Source organism: Nitratireductor aquibiodomus NL21 = JCM 21793, assembly GCF_000615975.1.
In the GTDB taxonomy this organism is placed as follows: Bacteria; Pseudomonadota; Alphaproteobacteria; order Rhizobiales; family Rhizobiaceae; genus Nitratireductor; species Nitratireductor aquibiodomus.
Genome location: NZ_BAMP01000016.1, coordinates 33323 through 50982, shown reverse-complemented (window position 1 = coordinate 50982; position 17660 = coordinate 33323). Strand labels below are relative to the sequence as shown.

Annotated in this window: 14 protein-coding genes, 1 other RNA gene and 2 pseudogenes; 11 read left to right on the top strand and 6 right to left on the bottom strand. The window is 62.6% G+C overall.

Features of this window, described 5'->3' with window-relative positions:
• Nucleotides 1–36 precede the first annotated feature (36 nt).
• The 3 genes and pseudogenes from JCM21793_RS24565 to JCM21793_RS06850 all read right to left on the bottom strand — a co-directional run bounded on the left by JCM21793_RS24565 (nt 37) and on the right by JCM21793_RS06850 (nt 4707).
• Nucleotides 37–1925: pseudogene (locus JCM21793_RS24565) on the bottom strand (extracellular solute-binding protein).
• Entirely contained in the window at nt 1922–3802 is a 1881-nt protein-coding gene (locus tag JCM21793_RS06855) for an extracellular solute-binding protein (protein ID WP_025029890.1), read from the bottom strand. The pseudogene JCM21793_RS24565 and the gene JCM21793_RS06855 overlap by 4 nt, the downstream one beginning before the upstream one ends.
• Before the next feature lie 152 nt (nt 3803–3954).
• The gene (locus JCM21793_RS06850) at nt 3955–4707 is read right to left on the bottom strand and encodes a c-type cytochrome (RefSeq protein ID WP_025029889.1); all 753 of its coding nucleotides are present in this window, start codon (nt 4705–4707) and stop codon (nt 3955–3957) included.
• Nucleotides 4708–4904: 197 nt separating this feature from the next.
• On the opposite strand from JCM21793_RS06850, the gene JCM21793_RS06845 reads away from it, so the two are divergent.
• A complete protein-coding gene (locus JCM21793_RS06845; protein WP_025029888.1) occupies nt 4905–5651 on the top strand; it encodes a 3-deoxy-manno-octulosonate cytidylyltransferase in 747 nt (248 codons plus the stop codon).
• Nucleotides 5651–6523: a prephenate dehydratase gene (locus JCM21793_RS06840; protein WP_086008152.1), complete on the top strand. Its 873-nt coding sequence runs from the start codon at nt 5651–5653 to the stop codon at nt 6521–6523. Before JCM21793_RS06845 ends, JCM21793_RS06840 begins: the two co-directional genes overlap by 1 nt.
• Here the strand turns inward: JCM21793_RS06840 and nudC are convergent.
• Complete coding sequence (gene nudC, locus JCM21793_RS06835) at nt 6520–7488, bottom strand: NAD(+) diphosphatase (RefSeq protein ID WP_025029886.1); 969 nt, start codon at nt 7486–7488, stop codon at nt 6520–6522. The genes JCM21793_RS06840 and nudC overlap by 4 nt on opposite strands.
• Nucleotides 7489–7519: 31 nt before the next feature.
• Nucleotides 7520–7939, bottom strand: coding sequence for an HIT domain-containing protein (locus JCM21793_RS06830; protein WP_007009197.1), 420 nt, complete (start codon nt 7937–7939; stop codon nt 7520–7522).
• Between the two features lie 129 nt (nt 7940–8068).
• On the opposite strand from JCM21793_RS06830, the gene ffs reads away from it, so the two are divergent.
• The 6 genes and pseudogenes from ffs to JCM21793_RS06805 all read left to right on the top strand — a co-directional run bounded on the left by ffs (nt 8069) and on the right by JCM21793_RS06805 (nt 12910).
• Nucleotides 8069–8165, top strand: an RNA gene (gene ffs / locus JCM21793_RS28620) — signal recognition particle sRNA small type.
• Between the two features lie 127 nt (nt 8166–8292).
• Nucleotides 8293–10129 (top strand): annotated as a pseudogene (locus JCM21793_RS24560) (DNA polymerase III subunit gamma/tau).
• Between the two features lie 17 nt (nt 10130–10146).
• Complete coding sequence (locus JCM21793_RS06820; RefSeq protein ID WP_007009199.1) at nt 10147–10470, top strand: YbaB/EbfC family nucleoid-associated protein; 324 nt, start codon at nt 10147–10149, stop codon at nt 10468–10470.
• A 52-nt stretch (nt 10471–10522) separates the two neighbouring features.
• A complete protein-coding gene (gene recR, locus JCM21793_RS06815; protein ID WP_025029885.1) occupies nt 10523–11128 on the top strand; it encodes a recombination mediator RecR in 606 nt (201 codons plus the stop codon).
• A gap of 32 nt (nt 11129–11160) precedes the next feature.
• Nucleotides 11161–12393, top strand: coding sequence for a lytic murein transglycosylase (locus JCM21793_RS06810; RefSeq protein WP_025029884.1), 1233 nt, complete (start codon nt 11161–11163; stop codon nt 12391–12393).
• 118 nt (nt 12394–12511) lie between these two features.
• Nucleotides 12512–12910, top strand: a complete 399-nt coding sequence (locus tag JCM21793_RS06805) for a Kazal-type serine protease inhibitor domain-containing protein (RefSeq protein WP_007009202.1) — start codon at nt 12512–12514, stop codon at nt 12908–12910.
• A 9-nt stretch (nt 12911–12919) separates the two neighbouring features.
• Here the strand turns inward: JCM21793_RS06805 and JCM21793_RS06800 are convergent, their stop codons facing one another.
• Nucleotides 12920–13594, bottom strand: coding sequence for a GntR family transcriptional regulator (locus JCM21793_RS06800; protein ID WP_025029883.1), 675 nt, complete (start codon nt 13592–13594; stop codon nt 12920–12922).
• A gap of 309 nt (nt 13595–13903) precedes the next feature.
• On the opposite strand from JCM21793_RS06800, the gene JCM21793_RS06795 reads away from it, so the two are divergent.
• From JCM21793_RS06795 to JCM21793_RS06785, 3 genes are read left to right on the top strand one after another with little or no spacing between them, the layout of a single operon-like run.
• On the top strand, nt 13904–15361 hold the full coding sequence (locus JCM21793_RS06795; RefSeq protein WP_025029882.1) for an aldehyde dehydrogenase family protein: 1458 nt from the start codon (nt 13904–13906) through the stop codon (nt 15359–15361).
• 16 nt (nt 15362–15377) lie between these two features.
• Complete coding sequence (locus tag JCM21793_RS06790; RefSeq protein WP_025029881.1) at nt 15378–16637, top strand: NAD(P)/FAD-dependent oxidoreductase; 1260 nt, start codon at nt 15378–15380, stop codon at nt 16635–16637.
• Between the two features lie 12 nt (nt 16638–16649).
• Complete coding sequence (locus JCM21793_RS06785) at nt 16650–17651, top strand: 4-hydroxyproline epimerase (RefSeq protein ID WP_025029880.1); 1002 nt, start codon at nt 16650–16652, stop codon at nt 17649–17651.
• The last annotated feature ends 9 nt before the right edge of the window (nt 17652–17660 follow it).

Here is a 17660-nt window from a genome sequence, read left to right as displayed (position 1 = left end):
ATGTTTGGAACTGAGATAAAATCTGCCACGCCGCGCTTACGCCTTGCCAATCGCTTTTGCCTTTTTTGCCTCGAACCACCAGAGCGATTCCACCGGGAAGAAGTAATCCGGCTTGTTGTCGCTGTACCCGAACATGTCCCAGTGGGCCACACGGTGATTCGTCAGATGCCAATTTGGAATCCAGTCGCGCCTCGCACGCAAGACCCTGTCCAGCACCTTTAGCGTGACGGTCAGTTCGTCGCGGCTTTTTGCCTCTCCGGCAATCTCGACCAGCGCATCGACAACCGGGTCGGCCGTGCCGGCGAAGTTGTAGGAACCTTCCACACCCGCCGTGCGCGAATGGAATATCTGTTCGAGCCCGTTCGCGTCCGGAGTGGCCGTCAGGCCGATCGCCATGGAGATCATGTCGAAATCGAACGCATTCTGCCGGCTTTGATACTGTGAGGCATCGACCACGCGGGTGGAAGCGTCGATGCCGATGGCCCGCAGGTTCTCGCCGAAGCTCGCATCCTGCCGCAGGAAGAGTTCATCCCGCACCAGATATTCCAGCGTGAAGCGCGTGCCCTTCTCATTGTGGAGAACACCGTCACGCGAGGTCCAGCCGGCCTCTGTCAGAAGCTGGCGCGCACGTCTCAGATTGTTGCGGTCGCGGCCGGAACCATCGAAACCGGCTGCTTCACCGCCTCGCCAAACGCTGCCTCCGGCGCCTCGCCGCGAAACCGGTCGAGCAGCGCCTGCTCCTCGGGTGAGGGTTCCCCCTCGGCCATGTAAGGCGAGCGCTCGAAGAAGGAGTGCGATCGCGCATAGGCGTCGTAGAAGAGGTTGCGGTTCGTCCATTCGAAGTCGAAGCACAGGCTGATGGCCTCGCGCACCCGCACATCCTTGAACTGCTCGCGCCGCTGGTTCAGCACCAGGCCATAGAGCTGCAGGCGCTTTTCACCGGGGATATAAGTCTGCACCACGCGTCCGTCGCGGATGGCCGGAAAATCGTATCCCGTAGCCCAAACGCGCGCGGTGAACTCTTCGCGCCAGTAGACATCGCCCTTCTTGAAAGCCTCGAACCCGGCATTGCGGTCGCGGTAGAAGTCGATGCGGATCGTGTCGAAATGGTTGAACCCCTTTGCAGGGCCAAGCTCGCGCGCCCAGTAGTCTGCAACCCGCTCATATTCCACGTAGCGCCCGGCGGAGAACCGGCCCACCTTGTAAGGGCCGGAGCCGAGCACCGGGACGAGACGGGAACTGTCGAAGCCGTTCTCCTCGACAAAGGCCTTTGAGAAAATCGGGTACCCGGCCACGGTCAGAATGTTGCGCCGCGATTGCCGCCCGGAAAACCGCAGATGGACCAGGTCGGGCCCTTCCACCGAGGCCTCGGTCATCTCGGTAAGAGGCAACTGCAATTGAGGATGCCCCTTCTCCTTCAGCAGATTGTAAGTGAAGGCCACGTCGGCGGCGGTGACAGGCGAGCCATCATGAAAACGCGCCTCCGGCCGAAGTTTGAAGGTGAACCCGTTGCGGTCGTCGGAAAGTGTCACGCTCTCGGCCAGAAGCCCGTAGATTGCGTCAGGCTCGTCATAGGCCCGCACCATCAGCGAATCGTAACATATCTCCATGCGCGGCGGCGCATCCCCGGTGCGCACGAAGGCATTCAGCGTGTTGAAGGTCAGGACGTTCTGGTTGTAGTACCAGTAACCGGGCTGGAAGTTGAAGGTGCCGCCCTTCGGCGCCTCCGGGCTGGCATAGTCGAAACGGCTGAAGCCCGGCGCATATTTCAGATCGCCGAACGCCGAAAGACCATGCAGCGGCGTGCCCGTCTCCACATTGGCGAACACGTCGCGCGGCAAAAGAGGCGTGGCGATGGCCGCACCGGCGAGCGACAGGAAGTCCCGACGCGGGAGCCGATGCGGTACCGTGGCGCGCCCGCTCAATTCTGGCTCCGGTATTTGGCGGCGAGAGCCTTCTCATGCTCCGGATCGATCCACCAGGAATCAAGGTCGACGCCGGCATATTCGGGCTGCTTCTCCGGCATGCCGAACTTGTTCCAGTAGGCAATGCGGACATAGGGCGCGTGCCATTGCGGCACCCAGTAGTAGTTCCACAGAAGCACGCGGTCGAGCGCCCGGCTGGCCGCGATCAGTTCTTCACGGTCCTTCACATAGATGATCTTCTCGACCAGCGCGTCGACGATCGGATCCTTCACGCCGGCAAGATTGCGGGTGCCGGGCGTGTCGGCGGCCTTGGAACCCCAGTATTCGCGCTGCTCATTGCCCGGAGAAAGCGAGTTGACGAAGATGCTCGCCACCGCGTCGAAATCGAAGTTCCGGATGCGGTTTACATATTGCGAGGGATCGATGATGCGCAGCGATACGTCGATGCCGATCTTGCGCAGCGCCGCCATGTAAGGCCCCGTCGTTATCTCGTCAGTGGGGCTGTTACCGAGAAACTCGATGGTAAACTGCTGGCCCGTGCCATTGTTCGTCATCTTGCCGCTCTTGATGCTCCAACCCGCTTCGGAAAAGAGCTTGATGGCTTCGCGCAGATAGGTTCGTTCCGCCTGCGGATTGTCGTAGACCGGCAGCCTGAATTCCTCGGTGAAAAGTTCCGGCGGAAGCTTGTCCCTGAATTCTTCGAGTATCTCCAGTTCACGCCCCTCCGGCAGGCCGGTGGCGGCCAGCTCGGTCCCTTCGAAATAGCTGTCCGTGCGGGTATAGCTGTCGAAAAACAGCGTCCGGTTCATGTCTTCGAAGTTGAAGGCGAGGGTCAGCGCCTCGCGGATGCGGCGGTCCTGAAACTTGGGTCGGCGGGTGTTCAGCACGAAGCCCTGCATGGGCTCGGCGCCGCCGGTCGGAAACTCTTTCTTGATGACATCGCCATCTTTCACGGCCGGGAACGTGTATTCCGTCGCCCAGCGGCGCGAGCGGGTCTCCACGCGGATGTCCTGCAGGCCGCCCTTGGTGAAGGCGAGCCAGGCAGCGTTCTCATCCTGGATGTAGGTGTATTTGCGCCGGTCTACATTGTAGCGCCCGACATTCACCGGCAGATCGGCTGCCCAGTAATCCTCCACCCGCTTCCACACGATCTCGGAACCGGGCGTAAAGCTCTCGATCCTGTAAGGTCCGCTGCCCAGCGGCGGCTCGAGCGTGGGCTGGGTGAAGTTGCGCTTCTTGCCGTCGGCGTCCGTGCCTTCCCACCAGTGTTTGGGCAGAACCGGCAGGTCGCCCATGATGTGTGGCAGTTCCTTGTTGCCCTTCTGGTCGAAGCGGAACTCCACCTCACGCTCGGAAAGGGCCATCGCCTCCACCACGCTGGAGAAATAGCGCGTGTGCTGGGGGCTGTGCTTCTTGAGCATGTTGATAGACCAGACCACGTCTTCCGCCGTGATCGGCGCACCATCGTGCCAGCGCGCTTTCGGGTTGATGCGATAGGTGGCGGAAGAATTGTCTTCTGGATGCTTGAAGGCCTCGGCGATCAGCGGATAGCTCGTGCTCGGCTCTGTCAGCGACTGCTGCATCAGCGTGTCCCAGAGGAAGCCGCCGAAATAGTTGAGCCCCGCCGCCTGCGTGCCGCGCACGATGAACGGGTTGAAACTGTCATAGGTGCCAAGTGCCACCGAATTCAGCGTCCCGCCCTTGGGGGCGTCGGGGTTCACATAGTCGTAGCGCTCGAAAGGCCCCTGTTCGCTTTCGGGCTGGATGAGGGACGAGTTGGTAAGCCATTCGTCTTCGGCGCGGGCGGGATGGCTGGCGAACATAAGAGCCGTGGCGAGACAGGCCGCCCATGTTGCTCTCGCACCGATCACCCGCATGGCATTCTCCTCATATTGTTTTTGGTTCCCAGCCGAAAGGTAGACCATCCCCCACGCATGGCAAGGGATACGGTCTCCCTGAAAGCTTCTTTCAGGTAACAAAAAAGCCGGTCGAAACCGGCTTTTTCAAGTTTGCCAAAATTAAATTTTCGTTAGTTGCCGGATGCGGCGCTGTCGCCGTCCTCGACAGGAGCCTCTTCAGCCGGGGCTTCCTCATCAGGCGCAGAGCTTTCGTTGCTGGGCGCTTCGGCTGGTGCGGCCGTTTCTTCAGCGGGCGTCGCCTCGCCTTCAGCGGCCGGTGCGGCTTCTTCGCTCTCGGCAGGCGCTGCAGCCGCGTCGTCACCACCTTCGGCCTCGGGTTCAGGCAGAGGCACCGGGCTTGAAGCGTGCTGGCGCAGATAGGCGATCAGGTCGGCGCGGTCCTCGATCTTTTTGAGGCCGGCGAATGCCATAGCGGTCCCGGAAATGAACCCCTTCGGATTGGCCAGGAAATGATCCAGGTTTTCATAGGTCCACGTGACGCTGCCGCCCTGTGCGAATTCCTGCATGGCGGCCGAATAACCGAAGCCCTCATGGCTGGCGATTGGGCGATCGACGATCTCCCAGAGATTGGGGCCGACCTTGTTGGCGCCGCCGTCATCGACAGTATGGCAGGCCTGGCAGCGCTTGAAGATGTTCTCGCCCTTGCCTGCATCGGCGGAAGCCAGCAGCGGCGCAATGGACTCTGGCTCTGCCGGTTCGTCGGACGCACCGGCCCCATCGTCCTCAGCCACCTCGATCGCATAGCCCGGTGTGGCCGGCGGAGGCGAGGAGAAGATCGCGTCCGAAAGAATGCTGACCGAGAAGATGACGAAAACGGCGCCAAGCAGCGCGCCGAGGATTTTGTTGAGTTCGAACGAGTTCATACGCCCTGAGGCTCCCTATTCCGGACGCTCGCGGCGGCGAGAAGAACGAAACTTCAGCGCCGTTGTCCCCCGCGTTCGGCCGTTGCCGGTAAAATCGCGCGGAAACTAGGTCTTTTGCTCCGCGCATGCAACACATATAAGGCACTTCCCAGTGAGACTTTTTGCCACTTTAGCGATTCAAGAGAGTTCCCGCCCCGATGTCCAGCCTCATCGTCATTCCCGCGCGCATGGCTTCGACACGTTTGCCCGGCAAACCGATGGCGGACATTGCCGGCCTGCCGATGATCGTTCAGGTGGCACGTCGGGCCTTGGAGAGCGGCGCCGGGCAGGTTGCGGTCGCAACCGATTCGAAAGAGGTGGCCGACGCCGTCGAGAAAGCCGGTTTCACAGCCATTATGACCCGCGCCGACCATCAATCCGGTTCCGATCGCATCTTCGAGGCTCTGGGCAGCATCGATCCGGATGGTCGCTATGAGAGCATTATCAATCTACAGGGCGATCTGCCCACCATCGCCCCTGAGGACATCCGCGCCGTTGCCGGCCCGCTGGACGATCCCCGGGTCGACATCGCCACGCTCGGCGTCGAGATCGTGGACGAGGCGGAGAAGATCAATCCGAACGTGGTGAAGATCGTGGGGGCGCCGCGCGATGACGAACCGTCGCGGCTGCGCGCACTCTATTTCACCCGCGCCACCGCCCCATGGGGCGAAGGGCCGCTCTACCACCATGTCGGCATCTACGCTTATCGTCGCGCGGCGCTGGAGCGTTTCGTCTCCCTTGCGCCATCGGTGCTCGAGCAGCGCGAGCGGCTTGAGCAGTTGCGGGCGCTGGAGGCCGGTATGCGCATTGATGCGCAGATCGTCGCTTCGGTTCCGCTTGGCGTCGATACGCCAGAAGACCTGGAGAAAGCCAGGCAGATACTAGCATTGCAAACGGACACATGATCATGGCAGCCAAGACAAACAAGATCGCCTTTCAGGGCGAACCCGGTGCAAATTCCGATACGGCCTGCCGCAACATGTTTCCCGACATGGAGCCGCTTCCGTGTCCAACCTTTGAAGACTGTTTTACTGCGGTCGAGACCGGCGCCGCCGACCTGGCAATGATCCCCATTGAGAACACCATCGCCGGGCGCGTGGCCGACATCCACCACCTTCTCCCGCGTTCGAAGCTGCACATTGTCGGTGAGTACTTCCTGCCGATCCACTTTCAGCTCATGGTGCTGCCGGGCGTGAAGACCGGGGAAATCAGGACGGTCTACAGCCACATTCATGCGCTCGGCCAGTGCCGCAACATCATCCGCAAGAACCGCTGGAAGGGCACGGTCGCCGGCGATACCGCGGGTGCCGCCCGCCTCGTTGCCGAAATGGGCGAGCGTTCCAACGCCGCGCTGGCGCCCCGGCTTGCCTCAGAGCTCTACGGCCTCGACATCGCCATGGAGAATGTCGAGGACACCGACAACAATGTTACCCGCTTCGTTGTGCTTTCGAAGGAGCAGAAGCTGGCCGCGCGGACCGCGCCGGATCAGTTGATGATGACCACCTTCATCTTCCGGGTGCGCAACGTTCCCGCCGCGCTCTACAAGGCGATGGGCGGCTTCGCCACCAACGGCGTCAACATGACCAAGCTGGAAAGCTACCAACTCGGCGGCAAATTCTTCTCCACCCTGTTTTATGCCGATGTTGAAGGGCATCCCGACGACCGCAATGTAGCGCTTGCGCTTGAGGAACTGAGCTTCTTCTCGCGTGAAGTGCGCATTCTCGGTGTCTATGAGGCTCACCCCTTCCGCGCGACGCAGACCGAGGACGAAGATTAACCGCCGTCCATCTGGCGTGGATCCGATCCAAACACCCAGTCGCGGATGAGCCTGTTGGCTATCGCGCCCCGAGGCGGTACGCGATGGCCGTCCGGATTTCTGTCTTCCAGCATCAGGCGCACCTCGTCGCGGGAAAACCAGCGACAATCCTCCAGCTCGTTTTCATCCATGGTGATCGCCTCGCTCTCGGCCTGACCATAGCAGCCGATCATGAGCGAATAGGGAAACGGCCAGGGCTGGCTCGCATGATAGGCGACTGCGCCGACGGCAATCCCCGCCTCTTCCTGCGTTTCGCGTCGCACTGCAGCCTCGATTGTCTCGCCGGGCTCCACAAAACCGGCAAGGCAGGAAACCATTCCGGGGGCGAAATGAGGGCTGCGGCCCAGCAGGCACTGCTCGCCACGGACAGCGAGCATGATCACCACCGGATCGGTGCGCGGAAAATGATCGCGCCCGCAGGTCGGACAATGCCGCTTGTAGCCACCATCCCGCATCTCTGTTTCATTGCCGCAGCGCCCGCAGAAACGGTGGCTCTCGTGCCAGGCAAGAAGCGCCGCCCCCTGTGCCAGCGCGCCGAGCGCGGTCGGCTCCAGAAGCCCCTGCATATAGATCGAGCGATAGTCGATGGCCTTGGCCGGTGCGGGCAGTGCCTCGATATCCGCCGCTGACGGCACGGCCAGCACGGGGGCACCGTTCTCATGGCCAAGCAGCACCGCCTGTTTCAGATCGGGCGCAAAGGCCGGGGTTTCGTCCCGGGTGAAATAGGGGTCGAAAGCCCTGTCACCTTCGACACGCAGAAAGAGCCGCCCCTGCGCAAACAGCAACAGGCGCGCATCCCGGGCCTTCAGCGCCTGTTCGGCGGCATCGTCAGTGCGGGCTTCGGCCTGCCTGTCGATGCGGTTTCCCGAAAAGGCGACGCGCTGGCTCGCCTCGTCGCGGGCGGTGTCGAAGAATGGAAAGGTCATGAAAGATGATCTGTCGGTTTTCAAGGTGGGCTCATAACTTGCCGCGAATCGTCTCGGCGAGTTGGTGCAGGTCTTCTCGGCGATAGGGTTCGCGGACACCATATCCCCAGACGGGGCCTGGCCAGCCCGGATCACCCTCACTCCGCGCAATCACGTGGATGTGCAACTGGCGAACCACGTTTCCGAGCGCGGCAGTGTTGATCTTGGTGCAGCCTGTCATATCTTTCAGCATCTGCGCGACCAGATTCGTCTCGAAACTGACCATCGCCTGATCGAGAGGCGTCAGGTCGTGGATTTCCTCCGAGCCCGGGCGCTGTGGCACGAGGATCAGCCAGGGCCAGCGCCTGTCATCGCAAAGCCGCAGTTCGCAAAGCCCGAGCCACATCACATGCAGGCTTTCCGCCTCCAGCCGTCGGTCAAGCTCGAAACCCTGTTTTGCATCTGGCAGCATCGGTCATCCTCATGATGTTCATCGAGGCTAGAATGTGCCGGGCACGCCTGCAAGCGAATGATTGATCGTTGACAGGAAAGCACATCTCTTCTCTTGCATTTGGCTTCACAATTTCCGATATGGGGGCCGGGAGGTTGGTGGTGGACGAGCCACTCGCCAACCGGGTCAGGTCCGGAAGGAAGCAGCCCTAACGAGCCAGGCACGGGTCGCCGTGCCAGCCTCCCACCTTCTTCTCGTCTTTCTGGCCGCATTCACCGGATTCCAGCCTTGCCGTCCACATTGTCCATTGACGCAGAACCATGTCCAAGGGGACACTGCCGGCGTCAGGACAAAACACGGAGCGCAAGAGGGCAATGACCGAGGCCGGCACCAAAGCAAGCGACAGGGCCGGCGGCGCCTACCGGGTTCTTGCCCGCAAATACCGCCCCAGTGATTTCACGGGACTGATCGGCCAGGAGCCGATGGTGCGCACCCTCACCAACGCGTTCAACGCCGGGCGTATCGCGCAGGCATGGATGCTGACCGGCGTACGTGGTGTCGGCAAGACGACAACAGCCCGCATTCTGGCGCGCGCACTCAATTACAAGACCGATTCCTTAGACAGACCGACGGTCGAATTGACCTCGGAAGGAGAGCATTGCCGCGCCATCCTCGAAGGCCGTCACGTGGACGTGGTTGAGATGGACGCCGCTTCCCATACCGGCATCGACGACATACGCGACATCATCGACCAGGCGCGTTACGCGCCGGTTTCCGCGCGCTACAAGGTGTTCATCATCGATGAGGTTCACATGCTCTCCAATCAGGCCTTCAACGGTCTGTTGAAGACGCTTGAGGAGCCGCCGCCGCATGTGAAGTTCATCTTCGCCACCACGGAAATCCGCAAGGTTCCCATCACCATCCTGTCGCGCTGTCAGCGCTTCGATCTGCGCCGCATCGATGCGGCCATGATCAAGGCCGATCTCGCCCGCATCGGCGGGCTCGAGGGTGTGGAGGCGGAAGATGAAGCATTGGCGATGATCGCGCGCGCGTCCGAAGGCTCGATGCGCGACGCCCAGTCGATCTTCGATCAGGCGATTGCCCATTCCTCCGGCAAGGTCACGGCGCAAACCGTGCGCGACATGCTGGGGCTGGCGGACCGCAGCCGCATCATCGGCCTGTTCGAAGACCTGATGAAGGGCGATGTGGCTGCTGCGCTGGCCGAGTTCCGCGCGCAATACGACGTCGGCGCCGACCCGGCAACGGTTCTGAACGATCTTGCCGAATTCAATCATCTGGTCACCCGTCTGCGTTTCGTGCCGGAAGCTGCCGAAGACGCGGCACTTTCCGAAGATGAGCGCACGCGCGGTCTCGAATTCTCCAAAACACTGTCTGTGCGCGTCCTCTCGCGGACATGGCAGATGCTCCTCAAGGGCATTCAGGAGGTACAGTCTTCCGGTCGGCCCATGGCCGCCGGCGAGATGGTGCTGATCCGCATCGCCCATGCCGCCAGCCTTCCGACACTCGATGAGGCATTGAAGCGGCTCGACGACATGCCGGCAGGCGCGGGCAACGGGCAGGGCCAGCCTCCGGCGCCCGGCGGGGTTTCACCGTCCGGCAATGGCGGCCGTGGCGCAATGGCATCCGCCGTTGCGACCCAGCATGCGCCGGTCTCCGGTGGCGGTCAGACCATGCGTCTCGTTCAGCCGAAGCAGCGCCCGTGGCGGTCCAGCCGCCGGTGGTTGCCGAAGAGGCGGTGCCCGATACGGTTCCGCTCAAATCGCTTGAGGACATCGCCAGACTCGCCGATGCGAAGCGCGACATGGCCTTCAAGGTTCTTCTCAAGCGGTGTGTCCGCCTTGTCTCGATTGAGCCGGGTCGCCTCGACATCAGCCTGACTGAGGATGCGCCCAAGACGGTGATGGGTGATCTCACCAATCGGCTGAAGGAATGGACCGGCCGTCGCTGGATCGTCTCGCTGTCGAGCGAGGCTGGCGGGCCGACGCTCGCCGAGCAGGAGGAGGGCCGCCGCGAGAGTGCGATCGCCGACGCGAAGGCCGACCCGGCGGTCGCGGCCATTCTCGACCGTTTCCCCGGCGCGAAGATCATCGACATCCGCATTCCGGATGCAACCGACCCTGATGCGGTCGAAGAGACAGCGACGCAATTGATCCGGTCGATCCGGACGATGATGACGACGACGATTTCTGAGTGAATTGGAGACCACAATGCGCGATCTGATGGGCCTTATGGGCAAGGCAAAGGAAATGCAGGCCAAGTTTCAGGCCATGCAGGAAGAAATGGCCGAGATGGAGATCGAGGGCCAGGCCGGCGGCGGCACGGTCAAGGTGACGCTGAGCGGCAAATCCGAGATGAAGGCCCTGAAAATCGATCCCTCGCTCTTCAAGGAAGACGATGTGGAAATCCTCGAAGACCTGATCCTCGCCGCGCACAACGATGCAAAATCAAAGCTCGAGGCGGCCATTCAGGAAAAGACCCAGGAAATGACCGCCGGCCTGCCGATCCCGCCCGGCATGAAGCTGCCTTTCTAATAGAATAAGGGTAAGGCCAGTCCTGCACTGGCCATGCGTGGGCGGAACAGCCATGTCCAAATCCATTGCCGGACCGGAAATCGAACGTCTCATCCAGCTCCTGGCGCGTGTGCCGGGGCTCGGGCCGCGCTCGGCCCGGCGGGCTGCACTTCATCTGATCAAGAAGAAGGACCAGCTCTTCGCACCACTCACGGCGGCCATGGCCGAGGCCGTTGACAAGGTGCGGGTCTGTTCGACCTGCGGCAATGTCGACACCAGCGATCCCTGCACGCTGTGCACCGATCCGCGCCGCGACGGCACCACCATTATCGTGGTGGAGGATGTGTCCGATCTCTGGGCGCTGGAGCGCGCCGGCGCAATGAGCGCGCGCTATCACGTTCTCGGCGGCACGCTCTCGCCGCTTGATGGGATCGGACCGGACGATCTCAATATCAAGGGACTGGTGGGGCGGGTGGCCGAAGGCGGCGTGTCGGAGCTGATCCTCGCCGTCAACGCCACGGTGGAGGGGCAGACCACGGCCCACTACATCACCGATCAGGTGGCCGGCATGGAGGTGAAGGTCACGCGCCTTGCCCACGGCGTGCCGGTGGGCGGTGAACTCGACTATCTGGATGAGGGAACGCTTTCGGCAGCGTTGAAGTCGCGCACGAGCTTTTGAACAGCGGGAGAAACGCCTTGAGTCTTCGCAACTTGAGCCTTCGCAACTCGATCCGCCTCATTGCAGCCCTTTGCTTTTCGCTTGTGGCGGGTGCCGCGTCGGCGCAGTCCATCGAGGCGCAGTTCCGCGACTGGCTCGCACAAGACCTCTGGCCGGAGGCGCAGCGGCGCGGCATTTCCTCCGCTACGTTCAACGCCGCCTTCGCCAGCGTCTCGCCCAATCTGAAGCTGCCAGATCTCGTTATGCCGGGAGAGAGCAAACCGCGCAGTGACAGGCAGCACCAGGCCGAATTCCGCGCCCCGTCCGCCTATTTCCAGCACATCGGTGGTGTCGTTTCAGGCGGCCGCTCCCGCGCCGGCCAGCTTTCGGGCGTCCTTTCTGCAATCGAAAAGCGCTATGGCGTCTCGCGCGGCATCGTGCTTGCCATCTGGGGGCGTGAATCGGGCTTCGGACGCGCAAAAATCCCCTATGACGCCTTTGAGGTGCTTGGCACCAAGGCATTCCTTGCAACCCGCAGGGAGATGTTCCGCGAGGAGGTTCTGTCGGCACTCGAGATGGTGGAGCGCCGGGGTGTTTCGCCGCGCGCCATGCGCTCTTCCTGGGCCGGCGCGATGGGACAGCCGCAGTTCATGCCCAGTTCCTATCTGAAATACGCCGTCGATGGCGACGGCAACGGCACCGCCGACATCTGGAAATCCGAGGCCGACACGCTGGCTTCCATAGCCAATTACCTGGCGCAGCATGGCTGGGTGCGCGGGCGCGACTGGGGTTTTGAAGTCAGCGTTCCGCAATCCGTGTCCTGCGCGCTTGAAGGCCCTGATCGTGGAAAACGCATCGCAGACTGGCAGGCGCTCGGCATTCGCCGGGTCGGCGGCAAGGCGTTTCCCGAGCATGAGCTGCGCGGTGAGGGCTATCTGATGATGCCCGCAGGCCGCTTCGGTCCGGCATTCATCGTCACACCGAATTTCTACCGCCTCAAGGACTATAACGAGAGCGATCTCTACGCGCTGTTCGTTGGCCACGCGGGCGACCGCATCATGTATGGCAACAGCGAATTTTCCGGCTCATGGGAGCGTGTCGGCGGCTTCGATCGTGGCGATGTCGCGGCCATGCAGCGCGGGCTTGAAAAGCTTGGCTATGATGTCGGCGGCGCTGACGGCCTCGTCGGGTTCAAGACCCGGCGCTCCATCGGCGAGTGGCAGCAGAAGAACGGCATCGCGCCGACCTGCTTTCCCGCCGGCGATACGATCCGGCGTCTGCGCTAGGGTCAGGCAGTCGCGTGATCGTCACGGTATAGGCTGGAAGCCGCCCGAAAATCGGCTAATCTGCTTTCGGGGCAAGGCGCGGAACCTCCATGCCTGCAGTCGAGAGAGGGAAAGACCGGTGATCATTGCAAAACTCATGTCCCGTTTCGCCGCGCTTGCCGGTGGGGCGATCATTCTGGCCAGTTGCACCGTTGTCGTGGAGGAAGGGCCGAACCGTCCGCGTCCGCCGCGGCCGGACCGCCCACAGATGTGCACGATGGAATACAACCCCGTCTGCGCGCGACGCGGCGGCGAGCAACGCACGTTCGGCAATGCCTGTTCGGCACGCGCGCAGGGCTTCAGGATCGTGCGACCGGGAACCTGTCGGCCTCAGTCCAGCCGGCCCGAGCGTCCGCAGATCTGCACCCGTGAATACCGCCCTGTCTGTGCGCGCAGGGGTGGTCAGCGCCGCACGTTCGGCAATGCATGCACGGCGCGCGCAGCCGGCTTCCGGGTCGTTCGCCCCGGAGAGTGCTGAGAGAGTGTGCTAAACGCTCTGGCCGCGTCGCTTCTCCAGAATGGCGAGCAGCGAGCGGCCGGCATCCAGAATATGGGCGCGGGTGAGGCTGGCCGCTTCATCCGCGTCGCCTCTTTCGCAGGCATCAAGGATGCTGAGATGTTCCCGGTGGGCGCGCTTTTTGCCGTCCGTCAGGGTGAGCTGCGCCCGCAGATAGCGGTCGACCCGGTCGAGTGACGAGCGGATGATCTGCAGATGGTAGGGGCGGTCAGCCGCTTCATAGAGGCCATAGTGGAATTTTCGGTTCGCCTCGCCCCAGCCGCCCGGGTCTGAGGCTGTGGCAAAAGCCTCGAGGTTCGTGCGGGCGGCATCCAGTTGTTTCCGCGTGAGCGCCGGCACCGCAAGCCGGATAACTTCGCTTTCCAGCAGGGCGCGAAACTCGAAAATCTCCTCGATCTCCACAGCGGAAAGAGCTGCCACAACCGTGCCCCGGTAGCGCTGGGTGGTCACGAGCCCGTCCTGTTCCAGCCGCTGCAGTGCTTCGCGCACGGGGATGCGGCTGGTGTTGAACATCTGCGCGATACGGTCCTGCCGCAGGTGTTCGCCTTCCGCCAGTTCGCCCTCGATGATGGCCTTGCGCAGGGCTTCGAACACCAGGTCGGTCGCCGAGGCTGTCTGTCTTACATCAATGGTTTCCAGCTTCATTTCCTGAATCCCGCCTGCGGCCCCGCTGACATGCCTGCGCTGTGTGCCCGAACTCCCGCAGCATCGAATGATGCTTCATTTTACGATTGTATATTGGATCCAATCTGAGTTAAAGACTCTTCCGCAATGTTTGGTGAGCCGCTTGTGGGAGCAGGGCGTTTTCCAGCGTCGATCAGCGCATCATGTGCAAATGGCAGGCTGGCATAACGAAGCATCGCATGACTGGCATGCGGCGTCTGCGCTAGGCTGCCGGCCGAACTGAAACTGGCCAACAAACAGAAACTGATTGAATTCGGGGGTATTCCACCAATGGCGCTCAGCGAGACACGCACCAACCATTTCAAGAACTACATTGCCGGCGAATGGATCGAAGGCGATAGCCAGGTTGAAAACATCAACCCGTCCGACACGCGCGATGTCGTTGGTCTGGCAGCGCGCTCCGGCGGGGCCGATCTCGATCGCGCCATCGATGCGGCGCATGACGCAGCGCCGGGCTGGGCGCGGTCTACCCCGCAGCAGCGCTATGACATTCTCGATGCCGTCGGCAATGAGATCATCGCCCGTAAAGACGAGCTTGGCCGTCTGCTTTCGCGCGAGGAAGGCAAGACGCTGGCAGAAGGCATCGGCGAGGTGGTGCGTGCCGGTCAGGTGTTCAAGTTCTTCGCAGGAGAGGCCGTGCGCCTGCCGGGCGAGCGCCTCGATTCCATCCGTCCCGGCGTCGAGGTGGACATGCGCCGCGAGCCGATGGGCGTTATCGGCATGATCACCCCGTGGAACTTCCCCATTGCCATCCCGGCTTGGAAGATTGCCCCCGCACTTGCCTATGGCAATGCGGTCGTGCTGAAGCCGGCCGAGCTCGTGCCGGGCTCGGCCTGGGCGCTGGCAGAAATCCTCTCGCGCTCCGGTCTGCCTGAAGGTGTGTTCAACATGGTTGCGGGCCGCGGTTCCGAGCTCGGCCCGCGCATGATCGAAAACCCGAAGGTCCGCGCAATCTCCTTCACCGGCTCCGTACCCACGGGCCGCGGCATTGCCGCAGCCTGTGGCGAGCATCTGAAAAAGGTGCAGCTTGAAATGGGTGGCAAGAACCCGCTTGTGGTTCTGGACGATGCCGATCTCGACGTGGCAGTCGGTGCCGCACTCAACGGCGCATTCTTTTCCACCGGCCAGCGCTGCACCGCGTCCAGCCGTCTCGTCGTGTCCAAAGGCATTCACGACCGTTTCGTCTCCGCACTCACCGAAAAGCTCAAGACCCTCGTCGTCGGCGATGCGCTCGACCCGAAGACACAGATGGGCCCGGTGGTTGACGAAAAGCAGCTCGAGCAGGATCTGTCCTATGTCGAGATCGCCGGCCAGGAGGGCGGAAAGCTCGCCATCGGCGGCGAGCGCCTGACGCTGGAGAAGCCCGGCTTCTATATGGCGCCTGCACTCTTCACCGAAACCAGCAATGACATGCGCATCAACCGCGAGGAGGTCTTCGGCCCTGTCGCCAGCGTCATCCGCGTCAAGGATTACGAAGAGGCATTGCACGTCGCCAACGACACGAGCTTCGGCCTCTCCTCGGGCATCTGCACCACTTCGCTCAAATATGCGAGCGACTTCAAGCAGAAGTCGGAGGCCGGCATGGTCATGGTCAACCTGCCGACCGCCGGTGTTGACTACAACGTGCCTTTCGGCGGCACGAAGGGCTCGAGCTTCGGCTCGCGCGAACAGGGGCGTTACGCCGTCGAATTCTACACGACGGTGAAGACGGCCTACACGCAGCCCTGATCGGAAGGAGCGGAGGATGGGCAAAGCCCGTTCGCAAGGAAACGCCGATGTCGCCATCATAGGCGGCGGCATCATCGGCATCGCCACTGCGTTCCGCCTTGCAGAGGCTGGTCGGCAGGTCGTGCTCATCGAGCGCGATGCGCCGGCCAATGCCGCGAGCCGGGGCAATGCCGGTGCTTTCGCCTTTCCTTCCATCCTTCCGCTGGCGTCACCCGGCATTCTCTTCAAGGCGCCCAAATGGCTGTTCGATCCGCTGGGGCCGCTCTCCATTCCGCCGGCGGAGTTCCCAAAGGTTCTGCCGTGGCTTCTGCGCTTCTTCCGCGCCTCCATGCCAGACCGCATCGAGGCCAGTACGGCAGCGCAGGCAGCCCTGAACCGGCTCTCCGAAGCCGAAACCGCAACCCTCACGCGGGAAGCCGGGCTCGACCATCTGGTACGCCATGATGGCGCTCTGGAGCTTTATGAGAGCGAGACCGCATGGCGCGCCACGCTGAAAAGCTGGGAGCGTTGCGAGAAGGCCGGCGTCGAGATCGAGCACGTGGAAGGCGCGCGCCTTGCAGAATTGCAGCCGGGCCTCTCGCCAGGATTGGTGAAGGGCGTGTTCCTGCCGCAGTGGAAAACGGTCAGCGACCCGCGCGACTATGCGCTTGCCCTGCTGGAAGCCGCCCGGGCGCGGGGCGTCCAGCTTGTCGCGGGAGCGGTCTCTCATCTGGCCGATAGCACCGAAGGCGTCATGGTCACTCTTGAGGGTGGTCAAACCCTCAAGGCAGACCATGCCGTTCTCGCCGCCGGGCCGTGGTCGAACAGGCTCACCGCGACGCTGGGCGAGAGGGTGCCGGTCACACCCGAACGCGGCTACAACACCACGCTGCCGCCCGGCAGTTTCGATCTGAAACGGCAGGTCATCTTTCCCGCGCATGGCTTCGTGGTCACGCCGCTTGCCACCGGCATCCGCGTCGGCGGCGCGTCCGAGTTTGCCGGGTTCGATGCCCCGGTCAATTACAAGCGCGCGCGGCACATGCTGGACAAGGCCGCCGGTTTCCTGCCGGGGCTGAAGCGCGAAGGCGGAACGGAGTGGATGGGCTCGCGCCCCTCCATGCCGGATTCGCTTCCGGTCATCGGGCGGGCCTCCTCCAGCCTGCGCATTCTCTATGCCTTCGGCCACGGCCATCTGGGGCTCACCCAGTCGGCCGCCACCGCGCGGCTCGTTACTGATCTGATCCTTGAGCGAAACCCACCCATCGACATATCGCCCTTCCGGCCCGGCCGGTTTTGACAGGAAAGCATTATGGCGGTCAGCACCTTCACCTGTATCGACGGCCACACCTGCGGAAACCCCGTGCGTGTGGTGGCCGGCGGCGGTCCGCAGCTCCAGGGCTCCACCATGCTGGAGCGTCGCGCGCATTTCCTCGCCGAATATGACTGGATCCGCACCGGCCTGATGTTCGAGCCGCGCGGCCACGACATGATGTCCGGCTCCATCCTCTATCCGCCCACGCGGGAGGATTGCGACATCGGAATCCTTTTCATCGAAACGTCGGGCTGCCTGCCCATGTGCGGGCATGGCACGATCGGGACCATCACCATCGGCATCGAAAACGGCCTCATCCGTCCGCGCGAGCCCGGCATGGTCCGCCTCGACACGCCGGCGGGCCTTGTCGTTGTGGAGTACGAGCAGAACGACCGCTTTGTCGAAAAGGTGCGCCTCACCAATGTGCCTGCCTTCGTTCATGCGACCGAACTGACAGCGGAGGTCGAGGGGCTTGGCGAAATCACGGTCGATGTCGCCTATGGCGGCAATTTCTACGCCATCGTCGAGCCGCAGCCTGCCTTCGAGGATATGGCGAACCATACGGCGGGCGAGCTCATAGGCTGGAGCCCTAAACTGCGCGCCGCCCTCAACGCGAAATACGATTTCGTCCATCCTGAAAAGCCCGACATCAAGGGCCTGAGCCACATTCTGTGGACCGGCAAACCCTCCCGGCCTGAAGCGCATGCGCGCAACGCCGTGTTCTATGGCGACAAGGCCATCGACCGCTCGCCCTGCGGCACGGGCACCTCGGCGCGCATGGCGCATTGGCATGCGAAAGGGCTCCTGAAACCCGGCGATGATTTCGTCCACGAAAGCATCATCTGCTCCATGTTCGAAGGCCGCGTGGAGGCCGAAACGCAGGTTGCAGGCAAGCCCGCCATCGTGCCTTCGGTCGCCGGCTGGGCGCGTGTCACGGGCTACAACACGATCATGATCGACGACCGGGATCCCTATGCCCACGGCTTTGTTGTCGTTTGAGGAGAGACC

Bases quoted from the DNA above. Each gene is read 5' to 3' on its own strand.
- JCM21793_RS06855 (WP_025029890.1), bottom strand. From the start codon at position 3,802: ATGCGGGTGATCGGTGCGAGAGCAACATGGGCGGCCTGTCTCGCCACG.
- JCM21793_RS06850 (WP_025029889.1), bottom strand. From the start codon at position 4,707: ATGAACTCGTTCGAACTCAACAAAATCCTCGGCGCGCTGCTTGGCGCC.
- JCM21793_RS06845 (WP_025029888.1), top strand. From the start codon at position 4,905: ATGTCCAGCCTCATCGTCATTCCCGCGCGCATGGCTTCGACACGTTTG.
- nudC (WP_025029886.1), bottom strand. From the start codon at position 7,488: ATGACCTTTCCATTCTTCGACACCGCCCGCGACGAGGCGAGCCAGCGC.
- JCM21793_RS06830 (WP_007009197.1), bottom strand. From the start codon at position 7,939: ATGCTGCCAGATGCAAAACAGGGTTTCGAGCTTGACCGACGGCTGGAG.
- JCM21793_RS06820 (WP_007009199.1), top strand. From the start codon at position 10,147: ATGCGCGATCTGATGGGCCTTATGGGCAAGGCAAAGGAAATGCAGGCC.
- recR (WP_025029885.1), top strand. From the start codon at position 10,523: ATGTCCAAATCCATTGCCGGACCGGAAATCGAACGTCTCATCCAGCTC.
- JCM21793_RS06800 (WP_025029883.1), bottom strand. From the start codon at position 13,594: ATGAAGCTGGAAACCATTGATGTAAGACAGACAGCCTCGGCGACCGAC.
- JCM21793_RS06795 (WP_025029882.1), top strand. From the start codon at position 13,904: ATGGCGCTCAGCGAGACACGCACCAACCATTTCAAGAACTACATTGCC.
- JCM21793_RS06790 (WP_025029881.1), top strand. From the start codon at position 15,378: ATGGGCAAAGCCCGTTCGCAAGGAAACGCCGATGTCGCCATCATAGGC.
- JCM21793_RS06785 (WP_025029880.1), top strand. From the start codon at position 16,650: ATGGCGGTCAGCACCTTCACCTGTATCGACGGCCACACCTGCGGAAAC.